The 13,741-nt window shown below is 63.8% G+C and carries 13 protein-coding genes; 10 read left to right on the top strand and 3 right to left on the bottom strand.

Going from position 1 to position 13,741, the window contains the following annotated elements; translation table 11 throughout:
* The first annotated feature begins 62 nt into the window (after positions 1–62).
* Positions 63–2,288 (top strand): M3 family metallopeptidase, encoded by a 2,226-nt coding sequence (locus tag ACZ5KU_RS00250; protein WP_464736701.1) that lies wholly within the window; start codon positions 63–65, stop codon positions 2,286–2,288.
* Here ACZ5KU_RS00250 and ACZ5KU_RS00255 read toward each other — a convergent pair.
* Positions 2,265–2,912: a phosphatase domain-containing protein gene (locus tag ACZ5KU_RS00255; protein ID WP_054063394.1), complete on the bottom strand. Its 648-nt coding sequence runs from the start codon at positions 2,910–2,912 to the stop codon at positions 2,265–2,267. The genes ACZ5KU_RS00250 and ACZ5KU_RS00255 overlap by 24 nt on opposite strands.
* Before the next feature lie 172 nt (positions 2,913–3,084).
* Between ACZ5KU_RS00255 and ACZ5KU_RS00260 the strand changes: the two genes are divergently transcribed.
* The 3 genes from ACZ5KU_RS00260 to ACZ5KU_RS00270 all read left to right on the top strand — a co-directional run bounded on the left by ACZ5KU_RS00260 (position 3,085) and on the right by ACZ5KU_RS00270 (position 6,848).
* On the top strand, positions 3,085–4,143 hold the full coding sequence (locus ACZ5KU_RS00260) for a PA0069 family radical SAM protein (RefSeq protein WP_054057611.1): 1,059 nt from the start codon (positions 3,085–3,087) through the stop codon (positions 4,141–4,143).
* 258 nt (positions 4,144–4,401) lie between these two features.
* Positions 4,402–5,133, top strand: a complete 732-nt coding sequence (locus tag ACZ5KU_RS00265; RefSeq protein WP_054063393.1) for a carbonic anhydrase — start codon at positions 4,402–4,404, stop codon at positions 5,131–5,133.
* Between the two features lie 176 nt (positions 5,134–5,309).
* On the top strand, positions 5,310–6,848 hold the full coding sequence (locus ACZ5KU_RS00270) for a SulP family inorganic anion transporter (protein WP_054063392.1): 1,539 nt from the start codon (positions 5,310–5,312) through the stop codon (positions 6,846–6,848).
* A gap of 16 nt (positions 6,849–6,864) precedes the next feature.
* Here the strand turns inward: ACZ5KU_RS00270 and ACZ5KU_RS00275 are convergent, their stop codons facing one another.
* Entirely contained in the window at positions 6,865–7,515 is a 651-nt protein-coding gene (locus ACZ5KU_RS00275) for a hypothetical protein (protein WP_054057609.1), read from the bottom strand.
* A gap of 360 nt (positions 7,516–7,875) precedes the next feature.
* On the opposite strand from ACZ5KU_RS00275, the gene coxB reads away from it, so the two are divergent.
* The 4 genes from coxB to ACZ5KU_RS00295 are packed head-to-tail and all read left to right on the top strand — an operon-like array spanning position 7,876 to position 12,143.
* Positions 7,876–9,003: a cytochrome c oxidase subunit II gene (coxB, locus tag ACZ5KU_RS00280; RefSeq protein ID WP_054057608.1), complete on the top strand. Its 1,128-nt coding sequence runs from the start codon at positions 7,876–7,878 to the stop codon at positions 9,001–9,003.
* Positions 9,004–9,058: 55 nt separating this feature from the next.
* Positions 9,059–10,648, top strand: a complete 1,590-nt coding sequence (ctaD, locus tag ACZ5KU_RS00285; RefSeq protein WP_054057607.1) for a cytochrome c oxidase subunit I — start codon at positions 9,059–9,061, stop codon at positions 10,646–10,648.
* 16 nt (positions 10,649–10,664) lie between these two features.
* On the top strand, positions 10,665–11,213 hold the full coding sequence (locus ACZ5KU_RS00290; RefSeq protein ID WP_054057606.1) for a cytochrome c oxidase assembly protein: 549 nt from the start codon (positions 10,665–10,667) through the stop codon (positions 11,211–11,213).
* A 33-nt stretch (positions 11,214–11,246) separates the two neighbouring features.
* Positions 11,247–12,143, top strand: a complete 897-nt coding sequence (locus ACZ5KU_RS00295; RefSeq protein ID WP_054057605.1) for a cytochrome c oxidase subunit 3 — start codon at positions 11,247–11,249, stop codon at positions 12,141–12,143.
* A 13-nt stretch (positions 12,144–12,156) separates the two neighbouring features.
* On the opposite strand, the gene ACZ5KU_RS00300 is transcribed toward ACZ5KU_RS00295, so the two are convergent.
* Positions 12,157–12,360: a twin transmembrane helix small protein gene (locus ACZ5KU_RS00300; RefSeq protein WP_054063391.1), complete on the bottom strand. Its 204-nt coding sequence runs from the start codon at positions 12,358–12,360 to the stop codon at positions 12,157–12,159.
* Positions 12,361–12,432: 72 nt separating this feature from the next.
* Between ACZ5KU_RS00300 and ACZ5KU_RS00305 the strand changes: the two genes are divergently transcribed.
* Entirely contained in the window at positions 12,433–13,179 is a 747-nt protein-coding gene (locus ACZ5KU_RS00305; protein WP_054057603.1) for an SURF1 family protein, read from the top strand.
* On the top strand, positions 13,145–13,738 hold the full coding sequence (locus ACZ5KU_RS00310) for a hypothetical protein (protein WP_054057602.1): 594 nt from the start codon (positions 13,145–13,147) through the stop codon (positions 13,736–13,738). The genes ACZ5KU_RS00305 and ACZ5KU_RS00310 overlap by 35 nt, the downstream gene beginning before the upstream one ends.
* The last annotated feature ends 3 nt before the right edge of the window (positions 13,739–13,741 follow it).

A 13,741-nucleotide genomic window follows, 5' to 3' on the forward strand; every position in this document is an offset into this window, starting at 1 on the left:
CGCCACCTAGGCTCGCTCCTTGAGTGGTCCCGTTCCGGGGCCGCGTCTCTCAAGGAGTGACCATGGGTACCTACAACCCGCTGCTGCATCACTGTGGCGAACTGCCGCCTTACTCGTCCATACGCGCCCATCACCTGGTACCGGCGATGCTGCAGGTGCGCAACGAGGCCCGCAGCACCATCGAGGCGATCCTCGTCAGTCAGCGCGAGCTGCCCACCTGGGATGATTTCGTCGTGCCGCTCGACGCGCTCGGCGCGCGCATGGCCTGGTGTGTCGGCACCCTCCTGGCCCTGTCCCGCGCGCGTTCCGGGGCGAAGTGGAACAAGGCGTTCGTGCGCTGTTTTCGCATCGAGGTGCAGTTCGACCAACTGCTCTGGGGCAACGAGCAGCTGTACGCCCTCTACCAGAAGCTGGCCGCCAGCCCGCTGGCCCGCCAGTTCAGTCGGCCGCGCCGGGTCCTGCTCGACAGGGTCCTGCGGCGCTTCCGCCTGGATGGCATGGCGCTGCCCGCCGAGCAGCGCCAGCGGTTCAGGGAACTGGGCGAGACGACCGATGAACTGCGCCTGCGCTTTCTCAGCAATGTGGCCGCGGCCACCGACTGTTCCAGCTGGCAGATCGACGTGGCGGACGAGGCGCTGCTGGACGGGCTGTCCAGCCACGACAAGGCGGCCATGGCCCTCTATCAGGACAAGCAACTGCTGGGCTGGAAGATCGACATGAGCGATCCGGAGCTGGTCCGCACGATCATGACCTACGCCCAGGCATCGGCCTTGCGCCAGCAGGTGTTCCAGCGACGCGGCACCCTGGCCTCCGACCAGGGCCTGGCGGACTGCAAGACTTTCGACAACAGCAGGGTGCTCGAACAGTTGCTGCGGCTGCGCCTGGAACAGGCGCGGATGCTGGGCTTTGGCAGTTTCGCCGAACTGGCCCTGCAACGTCTTTCGGTGCGCAAGCCGGCCCATGTGCTCTGGTTCCTCCACCAGCAGATCGCGAGCAAGGCCCCCGCCTGGATCACCGAGCGCGAAGAACTGACCTCATTGGCACCCGCCCCCCTGCAACCCTGGGACTATCTGTACTACGGGCAGAAGAGGCGCCTGCACAAAGGGGCACTGGATGAGGACGAGTTCCGTCGCCATTTCGAACTCGAACGGGTGCTGGAAAAGATGTTCGACCTGCCCAGGCGCCTGTTCGGCATCGAGTTCGTCGAGCGCCCGCAGCTCGATACCTGGCACGCCAGCGTGCGCGCCTTCGAGGTCCGCGAAGCCGGGCAGACCCTCGGTTATCTGTTTCTCGATCTGTTTTCCCGCGAGCAGAAACTGTTCAAGTCCGGCTCCACGTTTTCCCTTGCCCATCGCCTGCTGTCGGTCGAGGGGCGCGAAGTGAAGCTGCCGGTGGCGGTGTTGTCCTGTGCCCTGCCCGGCAATGGCGCAGGTGCGCCCGTGCTGCTGAAACACGGGCAGGTGCGGACCCTGTTCCACGAGTTCGGGCATTGCCTGTATCAACTGCTCGACACGTCGGAAACCTGGCAGTTGTCGTGCAGCGAGCATTCGGGGATGGATGTGCGGGAGTTTTTTTCCAGATTGATGGAACGCTGGAGCTACAACGTCGATTTCCTGGTCGACATGAGCCGTCACCACCAGACCGGGGCCAGCCTGTCCACCGAGCAGGCCCGTCGCCTGCGGATCTTCCTGGAAAGCCAGACCTGGCTGAATGACAGTATGCAACTGATGTATTCGGGCATGGACTTTTTCCTGCACCTGCTGCAGCCGGTCGATACCGCGAATATCCACGCGCTGACCCAGGAGAACCTCGCCCATTGGCCCAAGCCGATGCCCGACCGTTTCATCTACTCCTTCACCCACCTGGTCACGGGCTATGAGGCCCGCTATTTCACCTATCTGTGGGGACTGGAACTGGCTACGGAGGTCTTTGCCCGTTTCGTGGAAAAGGGGCTGTTCGATGCCGTGGAGGGCCGTCGCCTGCGCGAGGAACTGTTTGTTCCGGCGCCCATCCGTTCGTTGACGGAATCCGTCGCGGCCTTTCTCGGGCGACCGGCGAAAGCCGTCATGCGCGACTCGAGCGACCCGCAGTTCATCGACCTGATGGAGCAACTGGTCAAGGTGCAGAACGGCGAGACCGCTGATCAGGGTACCGAAAGTGACCCTGCAGGCCCGGCCCGGCCGCGCTCGGTCCCGGCGTGGGCGGCGATGATGTTCGGCTCGGCGTTGAAGGCGCCACGGGTCAGTGCCGGCCCGGCATCGCCCTCAGTGGGCGTTGGCCGAAGCTGACTTGAACCAGTTCTGCACATTGCAGGTGGCGAATGGGCTGGTGCTGCAATCGCCATTGGCCAGGGCCGTGCGAAGTTTGTCGATATCGGCCTTCATCATGTAGCGAATGCCGTCCTTATGGTGGGAACTTTCGCCAAAGCCACCCTGAGTCATTTCGGCCAGGGCGTCCTCCTTGCTCCAGCCCTGGACGACCACCCGGTACATGGCCGCCATCAAGCCGGTGCGATCGGAGCCGTGCTTGCAATGCATCAGCACCGGGCCGTGGCCTTCGGCGTCCCTGATCGCCCGCAGGGCGGCCAGCACGTCGGCGTCGTCGACATGGTTGGTGCGGTAGGGCAGTTGCACTTTCTTGACGTTGGGGGTCACCAGCCAGCTGGCGTCCGACTCCGGCAGGAAGTTGATCACCGTGCCGATCTTCAGCTGTTCCAGCAGCGGCAGGGCATCGGCGTCCGGCAGTGCGCTGCGGTAGAGCGTCGGGCTCATCTGGTTCAGGTTGTATTTGTCGCCGACCGGCTGGGCCCACTGGGGCGGGCGGACGAAGGTGCTGTCGGCTTGGGCCTGGGCCAGCATGAACAGGCTGCTCAGGGTGATGCACAGGATCGCGAGGGCACGAGTGATGGACATGACAGGGTGACCCGGGAGAGAGGGGAGACTGGCACGCAGCATGCCCCCCGAGGGATCAAAAGCCTGTGAGGCTCATGTCAAAGATTCGTCGGTGAAGCCCGCAGGTCGGCGAGTGCTGGTCAGATCCCGCCTGCTCGATTACTGTATATAAATACAGTCAAGGGCTTCGCCAATGTCCACTCCTCTCCCGCCACGCGGTCGTGGCACCGCGAGCAACCCGCACAACCGCTTCGCGCCGAGCCGCTCGGTGGTCGAGGACGACGGCTGGTACCAGGAGGTGCCGCCAACCCAGGGCACCGAGGTGCGCATCGAGACGGCGAAGACCATCATCACCCGCAATACCTCGCCGGACCTGCCCTTCGACCGCTCCATCAACCCCTATCGCGGTTGCGAGCACGGCTGCATCTACTGCTACGCGCGGCCCAGCCACGCCTACTGGGACATGTCGCCGGGCCTGGATTTCGAGACCCGGCTGATCGCCAAGAGCAACGCGCCGGCGGTGCTCGAACAGCAGCTGTCGAAACCGGGCTACCGCTGCGCGCCGATCAACCTGGGTTCCAATACCGACCCCTACCAGCCGATCGAGCGCGAGCACCGGCTGACTCGGCAGACCCTCGAAGTGCTGCTGCGTTACCGGCATCCGGTGACGATCGTGACCAAGGGCGCGCTGATCCTGCGTGACCTCGACCTGCTGGCGGAGCTGGCCCGGCAGCGGCTGGTGGCGGTGATGATCAGCCTGACCACCCTGGACGACGAACTCAAGCGCATCCTCGAACCCCGCGCCGCGGCACCCAGGGCGCGCCTGCGGGCAATCCGGGTGATGCGCGAGGCAGGCATTCCGGTGGGCGTGCTGTGCTCGCCGATGATTCCGATGATCAACGACAGCGAACTCGAAAGCCTGCTCGGCGAGGCCCATGCCGCCGGTGCCCGGAGCGCGGCCTACATGATGTTGCGGCTGCCGCTGGAGGTGGCGCCGCTGTTCGAGGAATGGCTGGCCGCGCATTACCCGCAGCGTGCGGCCCATGTCCTCAGCCTGATCCGCCAGAGCCGCGGCGGCGAGCTGTACGACAGCCGCTTCGGTGCGCGTATGCGTGGCGAGGGACCGTTCGCCGACCTGCTCGCCCAGCGCTTCGCCAAGGCCCTCAAGCGCCTGGGTCTGGACCGCCGGGACGGTTTCAACCTCGATTGCAGCCTTTTCTGCCCGCCGGGAGCGCAGATGTCACTGCTCTGACGTAAGCTTTGGATGAGGCATGCCATATAATGCTTCTTCGTGATGGCTGGCGTCGGGACTGTCCCTCGGGAGTGATGTGGAACACCCGTCCTAGAGCCTCTGATTCAGTTTGAGTTAAGTTTCCACGGTTATGGTGACCAGGCCTGTGTTTTTGCAGGTAGTGTTCAAGGAATCGGGCGCGCTGACCCGAAGAACGCTGGCCCTGAGCAAGCCAAATCAGGAAAATCCCCTTAAATCCGCCCGTAAAGAGGATGAATCATGAGTGACAAGGATAAACAGCCGTTGGCTGCGTCGGCTTCAGTGCTCCCCGAGACCGAAAGCGCCGATGCAGCACTGCAACATATCGTCGATGGTTTTCTGCGTTTTCACCATGAAGTCTTTCCGCAGCAGGAAGAACTTTTCAAGAAACTCGCCACGGCCCAGGCTCCCCGGGCCATGTTCATCACTTGCGCCGACTCGCGCATCGTTCCCGAACTCATCACCCAGACCGGCCCCGGCGACCTGTTCGTCACCCGCAACGTCGGCAACGTGGTGCCACCCTACGGCCAGATGAACGGTGGTGTGTCCACCGCCATCGAGTACGCCGTACTCGCCCTTGGCGTGCAGCACATCATTATCTGCGGCCACTCGGACTGCGGCGCCATGCGCGCGGTACTGAACCCTGAAAGCCTGGACAAGATGCCCACGGTAAAGGCCTGGCTGCGGCATGCCGAGGTGGCACGCACCATGGTCCATGACAACTGCAATTGCGCCGACGAACGTGAAAGCATGCACGTGGTGACCGAAGAGAACGTGATCGCCCAACTGCAGCACCTGCGTACCCACCCTTCGGTGGCCTCGCGCATCGCCAGCGGGCATCTGTTCATCCATGGCTGGGTGTACAACATCGAAACCAGCGAAATCAAAGCCTACGACGCGGACCGGGGCGATTTCCTGCCTCTGGATGGCACCCACCCCATCCCCTGCGCGACGCCCAAGGCACGCTTCTAGAGCCGGGCTCGGCGGTATTCGCCCTTTTGACGGCCGTCGACGTCGTCAGAAGGGAGCGGTATTGCCGGGACAGGTCACTTCTGCCTAAAGCTCTTCTCAATCGATAAGGTTCTGCCATGACTGCCACAGAGCGGTCTGGCTTTGCCATGCCTGAAGAAATCCTCAGGAGATTCGTCATGCGTGCTGCGCAACTGAAAGCTGTTTTACCCCGGGAGCTGCTGGCTTCCGTGGTGGTGTTCCTGGTCGCCCTGCCGCTGTGCATGGGAATCGCCATCGCGTCCGGCGTGCCGCCGGCCAAGGGATTGATCACCGGTATCGTCGGTGGCCTGGTGGTCGGCTGGCTGGCGGGTTCGCCGTTGCAGGTCAGCGGTCCGGCCGCGGGCCTGGCGGTGCTGGTGTTCGAACTGGTGCGCCAGCATGGCCTCGCCATGCTCGGGCCGATCCTGCTGCTGGCCGGCCTGCTGCAACTGCTCGCCGGGCGCCTGCGCCTGGGCTGCTGGTTCCGGGTTACCGCTCCGGCCGTGGTGTACGGGATGCTCGCCGGTATTGGCGTGCTGATCGTGCTGTCGCAGATCCATGTGATGTTCGACGCATCGCCCTTGCCTTCGGGCCTGGACAACCTGCTGGGCTTTCCCCAGGCCCTGGGCAAGGCCCTGCCGCTGGTCGGTGCCGGCATCGGCTGGCAGGCCGGCTTGCTGGGCCTGCTGACGATCCTGGTGATGTGGCTCTGGGAGAAGTTCAAGCCACAGCGCCTGCGCTTCGTGCCGGGCGCCCTGCTGGGCGTGGGCCTGGCGACCCTGGTGAGCCTGGTGCTGGCGTTGCCGGTACGCCGCGTGGAGGTGCCGGAGAACCTGGCCGAGGCCATCGACTGGCTGCGTCCGGCCGACCTGCTCAACCTGGCCGACCCGGCGATCCTGGTCGCGGCCTTTGCCGTGGCCTTCATCGCCAGTGCCGAAACCCTGCTCTCGGCGGCGGCGGTCGACCGCATGCATGACGGCCAGCGCTCCGACTTCGACCGCGAGCTGTCGGCGCAAGGGGTCGGCAACATGCTCTGCGGCCTGCTTGGGGCATTGCCGATGACCGGGGTGATCGTGCGCAGTTCGGCCAACGTCCAGGCTGGCGCCCGCACCCGCCTGTCGACCATGCTCCATGGCCTCTGGCTGCTGGCCTTCGTGCTGTTGCTGGCGAGCGTGCTGCAGAGCATTCCGGTGGCGAGCCTGGCCGGCGTGCTGGTGTTCACCGGGTTGAAGCTGGTCGACCTCAAGGTCTTCCGCAGCCTGGGCCGCTACGGGCGGATGCCGATGTTCACCTATGCCGCGACGGCATTGGCGATCGTCTTCACCGACCTGCTGACCGGCGTGCTGATCGGTTTCGGCCTGACCCTGGCGAAGCTGGCCTGGAAGGCCTCGCGGCTGAAGGTCAGCCTGGTGGACCTGCCGAGTGAAGGCGAGCAGGAACTGCGCCTGACCGGGGCGGCGACCTTTCTCAAGGTGCCGGTACTGACTCAGGTGCTGTCGAAGGTGCCGCCGGGAACCACGCTGCATGTGCCACTGAGCAACCTGACCTACATCGACCATTCCTGCCTGGAACTGCTCGAGGAATGGGGGCGCGCCAACGCGGCCAAGGGCTCGCGGCTGGTGATCGAATCCCGTGGGTTGAAACGGCGTCTGGAGGGTCGCCTGCGCACCACGACCGGTGTGGGGTCGACGGTCTAGGTGCGCAGCGGCAAGGTCAGGCGGCGGGCTGTTCCAGTTCCAGCTCCACACCCAGTTGGCGGGACAGGCAAGGCCAGCGTTTCCACGCCGCTTCCGTGTCCGGGCTGTTGAGGCGGTCGCGATAGGCTTCCACCGATTCGAGGGCGAAACTCTCCTCGTCGAGCATTTCATCGACCGCGTGATGCACCGCTTCATCCAGTTGGTTGGCGAACGCTTCGCCGATCAACTGGTGGGCGATCAGGTTGGCCACGGTGGTGTTCAGCGGGATCAGCGACTGGCCGAAATGCACGATGTACAGATCGTTGACCTCCTCCACCAGGCGATGTGCCAGATAGGCTTCGTCCAGCAGGCCGTCGAGGCCGACATGGCCTTCGAGAATGCTGGGCGGTTGCAGGAAGAACTGCTCGGCAATTTTCAGCACAGGTTTGATCTGCGATTCGATACCCGCTTCGCGGGCGACCGAATTGGCGGCATCCAGCAGGTCAGGGACCAGCTCGATGTAGGCGGTTACAAAACGGGTCATGACTCCCGTGGCATCGATCTCCGGTAATTGAATGGCAGGGTGCAGGTGCGGCAGTTGAACTTCCAGTTGTCGCGTCAATTGGCCGGTTTCGGCTTCGTGTTGATGTGCACGTTGTATTTGCTCGCGCAATGCGGCGGTGTTCATGAATGCTCCAGTCGGTAATACAAAGGGAAAAAGGGAGACCATAAGGTAGCTGGGTTATAAAAGCTGTTAAGACGTATTTGTAATAATTATTTCATGGTTATATGCGTGCGTTATATTGAATTGCCATCATTTCGCTACAGCCCACGCCATTCGTGGCTTTCAGGAAACTGACAGGTTCATTTTTTGTATTGCATTGCGTGGTCCCGGTCGCTGTCTATACTCGGTTTTGTATGGAGTTAGCTGATGACGTCCGGCTTTGTGTTTCGGCAAGACCGAATGGTCCGCGTGCGTAGTCCGACCATTCCCCTTTGCCCCAGGTGAAAGCCGACGGGATAACAAGAACGATAAGGGGAACGCGCAATGATGCGACATCCACGGGTCTGGATGGGCCTGCTGTTGTGGTCGTTATTCAGCCAGGCGCAAGCCGCCTGGACCACGAATATGACGCAGGGGGCGACCGAGGTCAGTCACGCGGTCTTCGACCTGCACATGACCATCTTCTGGATCTGCGTGGTGATCGGTGTCATCGTCTTCGGGGCGATGTTCTGGTCGATGATCATTCACCGCCGCTCCACCGGCCAGGTGGCCGCCCGCTTCCACGAAAGCACCACGGTGGAGATCCTCTGGACCGTCGTGCCGCTGCTGATCCTGGTGGCCATGGCGATTCCGGCCACCGCCACGCTGATCAGGATGTACGACACCAGCGAATCGGACGTGGACATCCAGATCACCGGTTACCAGTGGAAGTGGCACTACAAGTACCTGGGCCAGGACGTCGAGTTCTTCAGCAACCTGGCCACGCCCCAGGACCAGATCCACAACCAGGCCGCCAAGGGCGAGCACTACCTGCTCGAGGTCGACCAGCCGCTGGTGCTGCCGGCGGGGGTGAAGGTGCGTTTCCTGGTGACCGCCGCCGACGTGATCCACTCCTGGTGGGTGCCGGCCTTCGCGGTCAAGCGCGACGCCATCCCCGGTTTCGTCAACGAGGCCTGGACCAAGGTCGACAAGCCCGGCATCTACCGTGGCCAGTGCGCCGAGCTGTGCGGCAAGGACCACGGTTTCATGCCCATCGTCGTCGACGTGAAATCCCCTGCCGACTACGACGCCTGGCTGACCGAGCGCAAGGCCGAGGCGGCCAAGCTCAAGGAGCTGACCAGCAAGGAATGGACCCTCGACGAGCTGGTGGCCCGTGGCGACAAGATCTACCACACCACCTGCGTCGCCTGTCACCAGGCCGAAGGCCAGGGCCTGCCGCCGATGTTCCCGGCGCTCAAGGGCTCGAAAATCGCCACCGGGCCCAAGGAAGCCCACCTGAGCCTGGTCTTCCACGGCAAGCCGGGTACCGCGATGGCGGCTTTCGGCAAGCAGCTTTCGGAAGTCGATATCGCCGCGGTCGTCACTTACGAGCGCAACGCCTGGGGCAACAACAAGGGCGACATGGTCACGCCGAAAGACGTGCTGGCGTTGAAACAGGCAGAAAGCAAATGACCGGGCCCATCGTGTTCCCGGGCCGTCCGGTTCAAACCTCTGCAGGAGACAGGACATGAGTGCTGTGATCGATGACCATGGTCACGCCGGTGACCACGCCCACGGTCCCGCCAAGGGCCTGATGCGCTGGGTGCTGACCACCAACCACAAGGATATCGGCACGCTGTACCTGTGGTTCAGTTTCGCCATGTTCCTGATCGGCGGCTCGTTCGCCATGGTGATCCGCGCCGAGCTGTTCCAGCCCGGCCTGCAGATCGTGCAGCCGGCGTTCTTCAACCAGATGACCACCATGCATGGCCTGGTGATGGTCTTCGGCGCGGTGATGCCGGCCTTCGTCGGCCTCGCCAACTGGATGATCCCGTTGATGATCGGCGCGCCGGACATGGCCCTGCCGCGGATGAACAACTTCAGCTTCTGGCTGCTGCCGGCGGCGTTCGGCCTGCTGGTCTCGACCCTGTTCAGCGCCGGTGGCGGACCGAACTTCGGCTGGACCTTCTATGCGCCGCTGTCGACCACCTACGCGCCGGAAAGCGTCACCTATTTCATCTTCGCCATCCACCTGATGGGCATCAGTTCGATCATGGGCGCGATCAACGTGGTCTCGACCATCCTCAACCTGCGGGCCCCGGGCATGACGTTGATGAAGATGCCGCTGTTCGTCTGGACCTGGCTGATCACCGCCTTCCTGCTGATCGCGGTGATGCCGGTGCTGGCCGGCTGCGTGACCATGATGCTGATGGACATCCACTTCGGCACCAGTTTCTTCAGTGCCGCCGGCGGCGGTGACCCGGTGCTGTTCCAGCACGTGTTCTGGTTCTTCGGCCATCCCGAGGTGTACATCATGATCCTGCCGGCCTTCGGCGCCGTCAGCGCGATCATCCCGACCTTCTCGCGCAAGCCGCTGTTCGGCTACACCTCGATGGTCTACGCCACGGCGAGCATCGCCTTCCTGTCGTTCATCGTCTGGGCGCACCACATGTTCGTGGTCGGCATCCCGCTGGTGGGCGAGCTGTTCTTCATGTACGCGACCATGCTGATCGCGGTGCCGACCGGGGTGAAGGTGTTCAACTGGGTCAGCACCATGTGGCAGGGTTCGCTGACTTTCGAGACGCCGATGCTGTTCGCCGTGGCGTTCGTCATCCTGTTCTCCATCGGCGGCTTCTCCGGGCTGATGCTGGCGATCGCGCCGGCGGATTTCCAGTACCAGGACACCTACTTCGTGGTGGCGCACTTCCACTACGTGCTGGTGCCGGGGGCGATCTTCGGCATCTTCGCCTCGGCCTACTACTGGCTGCCGAAGTGGACCGGCCACATGTACGACGAAACCCTGGGCAAGCTGCATTTCTGGCTGTCGTTCGTCGGCATGAACCTGACCTTCTTCCCGATGCACTTCGTCGGCCTTGCCGGTATGCCGCGGCGGATTCCCGACTACAACCTGCAGTTCGCCGACTTCAACATGGTCTCGTCGATCGGTGGCTTCATGTTCGGCACCACGCAGTTGCTGTTCCTGTTCATCGTCATCAAGTGCATCCGTGGCGGCCCGGCAGCGCCGGCCAAGCCGTGGGACGGTGCCGAGGGCCTGGAGTGGAGCATTCCGTCGCCGGCGCCGTACCACACCTTCACCACGCCGCCGGAAGTGAAGTGACCGGGAGGACCGTCCGATGAGCGACTCGGTTTCACTCAGGCGCCTGGTCAGCCGACTGCTGCTGGTGGTGGTGGCGATGTTCGCCTTCGGCTTCGCCCTGGTGCCGATCTACGACGTGATGTGCAAGGCGTTCGGCATCAATGGCAAGACCGCCGGCCAGTACGAGGGTGAGCAGGTGGTGGATGCCTCGCGCCAGATCGGCGTGCAGTTCCTCTCCACCAACGCGGTGGACATGGTCTGGGCGTTCTACCCCAAGGCCGACCGGATCGACGTCCACCCCGGTGCCGTGAACGAGATGATCTTCGTCGCCTACAACCCTACCGACCGGGTGATGAAGGCCCAGGCCATCCCGAGCATTTCCCCGGGCAATGCGGCGGTGTATTTCCACAAGACCGAATGTTTCTGCTTCACCCAGCAGACGCTCAAGCCCGGGGAGCGGGTCGAGATGCCGGTCCGTTTCATCGTTGACCGTGACATGCCCAGGGATGTGAAGCACCTGACGCTGGCCTACACGCTGTTCGACATCACCGCCCACAACCCACCCGGGGCCCACTCGGGAGGGTAGGCCAGTCGGCGTGCCCGACAAGGAGAACAATAGATGGCGACTCCAACCCACGAGCATTACTACGTCCCGGCCCAGAGCAAGTGGCCGATCATCGCCACCCTCGGCCTGCTGGTCACGGTCTACGGCCTGGGCACCTGGTTCAACGACCTCAAGGCGGCCCGCCCGGAATCCCATGGCCCGCTGATCTTCTTCGTCGGCGGCCTGCTGCTGGCCTACATGCTGTTCGGCTGGTTCGGCGCGGTGATCAGGGAAAGCCGCTCCGGCCTCTACAGCCCGCAGATGGATCGTTCGTTCCGTTGGGGCATGAGCTGGTTCATCTTTTCCGAGGTGATGTTCTTCATCGCCTTCTTCGGCGCGCTGTTCTACGTGCGGCACATGTCGGTGCCGTGGCTGGCCGGTGAAGGTGGCGCCAAGGGCCTGGCCCATATGCTCTGGCCGGAGTTCCAGAAAGCCTGGCCGCTGCTGGACAACCCGGACCCGAAACTCTTCCCGTCACCCAAGGGCACCATCAGCCCGTGGGGCCTGCCGCTGCTCAACACCGTACTGCTGGTCAGCTCCAGCGTGACGGTGACCTTTGCCCACCATGCCCTGAAGAAGGGCCACCGTGGCGCGCTGAAAGCCTGGCTGGCGCTGACGGTGCTGCTCGGGCTGGCGTTCCTCGGCTTCCAGGCCAAGGAATACCTGCACGCCTACCACGAACTGGGCCTGACCCTCGGTTCGGGCATCTACGGTGCGACGTTCTTCATGCTCACCGGGTTCCACGGTGCCCATGTGACCATCGGCACGCTGATCCTGTTCGTGATGCTGGTACGCATCCTGCGCGGGCACTTCGACGCCGAGCACCAGTTCGGCTTCGAGGCGGCGAGCTGGTACTGGCACTTCGTCGACGTGGTCTGGATCGGTCTGTTCGTTTTCGTCTACGTGCTGTGAACGCGGCGCCCGCCTACCAGGGGGCGCTGGAGACCAGTTGGCCGCTGTAGAAGCCCCAGGTGATCAAGCCGAGGGTGGCCGCGGCGAGGACGACACGAAGGGTCAACGCGGTCAGCAGGCGATGGGACGGACCCTCGTCCCTGACCAGAAAGAACAGGCCGCTGAACAGGCTGACCACCGTGGCAATCAGCATCAGGACTATCGCCGCTTTGAGCATGGTGAGACTCCGGGGGGAGATGCGCATGTATTTGAGTATAGCGAGCCCGCTTCCTGTCCATGGGGTGCCAGCATGAGGCACTTTCGTCCCGGCGTGGCCCCGACCCTGGTGGTGCTGTTGTTGCTGCCGGTGCTGGTGTCGCTGGGTTTCTGGCAACTGCACCGTGGCGAGGAGAAGCGGGTGTTGCTCGACAGTCATGCCCAGCGGCGCATGGCCGAGCCGCTGAGCGTCGGGCAGCTCCACGACAAGGCCGATCCGGCCTTTCGCCGGGTGCGCCTGCGCGGCCAGTTCGATGGCGAGCACAGCTACCTGCTGGACAACCGCATTCGCAACGGCCGGGTTGGCGTCGAGCTCATCCAGCCGTTCCACGACCAGGCCAGCGGGCTCTGGTTGCTGGTCAACCGTGGCTGGCTGCCCTGGCCGCAACGGCGCACCCCACCGTCGTTCAGCACGCCGGAGCAGGTGCTGAACCTCGACGCCTGGGTCTACGTGGCGCCGGGCGCGACCTTCCAGTTGCACGCCGACCCGGCCGATGCCGCCTGGCCGCGACTGGTGACCGCGATCGAACCGGACAGGCTGTGGAAGGAACTGGGCCGTGACGGCTTCGCCTACGAACTGCGCCAGGAGCCCGGCCCCGGCAGCTACGAAACCGGCTGGCCGGTAGTGGCCGAAGGCATGGGGCCGGAAAAGCACCTCGGCTACGCCGTGCAGTGGTTCGCCATGGCCCTGGCCCTGTTCGGTCTCTATCTCTATCTCGGATGGCATAACGCAAGGGAGAAACAGCATGGGAGCGGCCATGAATCCATTCGACACCACTGAGCCACGTCAGCCGGGCGTGCGTGCCCGTGGTCGCTGGCAACTGATCCTCATCGTGCTGATGGTCATCGGACCGATGCTCCTGGCCACCGGCATGTACAAGCTGCAGTTCTGGGTGCCGGAAGGCCGCAGCTACCACGGCGAACTGATCGGCAACGGCCAGGGCCGTGCCGACCTCGGGATACAGGCCGAAGAGACCCGCTGGCAACTGCTGGTGACCGCGCCGCAGGCGTGCTCGGTGGACTGCCAGCAATTGGTCTACCTGGCGCGGCAGATCCATATCGGCCTGGGACGCGATGCCTCGCGGGCCAGTCACGCGCTCGCAACCGCGCAGCCACTGGCCGACGACTACGCGGCCAAGCTGCAACGCGAGTATCCGCAACTGCAACGCTATGCCCTCGATCTGCCCGCCTACACCCGCCAGATCCGGGGCGCCGCCGCGCCACAACTGTGGATCATCGACCCCCACGGCAACCTGGTGCTGCGCTACGACGCCCGGGTCAAGGGCAAGGACCTGCTCAACGACCTGCGCCAACTGCTGAAACTGTCGAACATCGGCTAAGGA

It is taken from the genome of Pseudomonas sp. Tof1 (assembly GCF_055390395.1).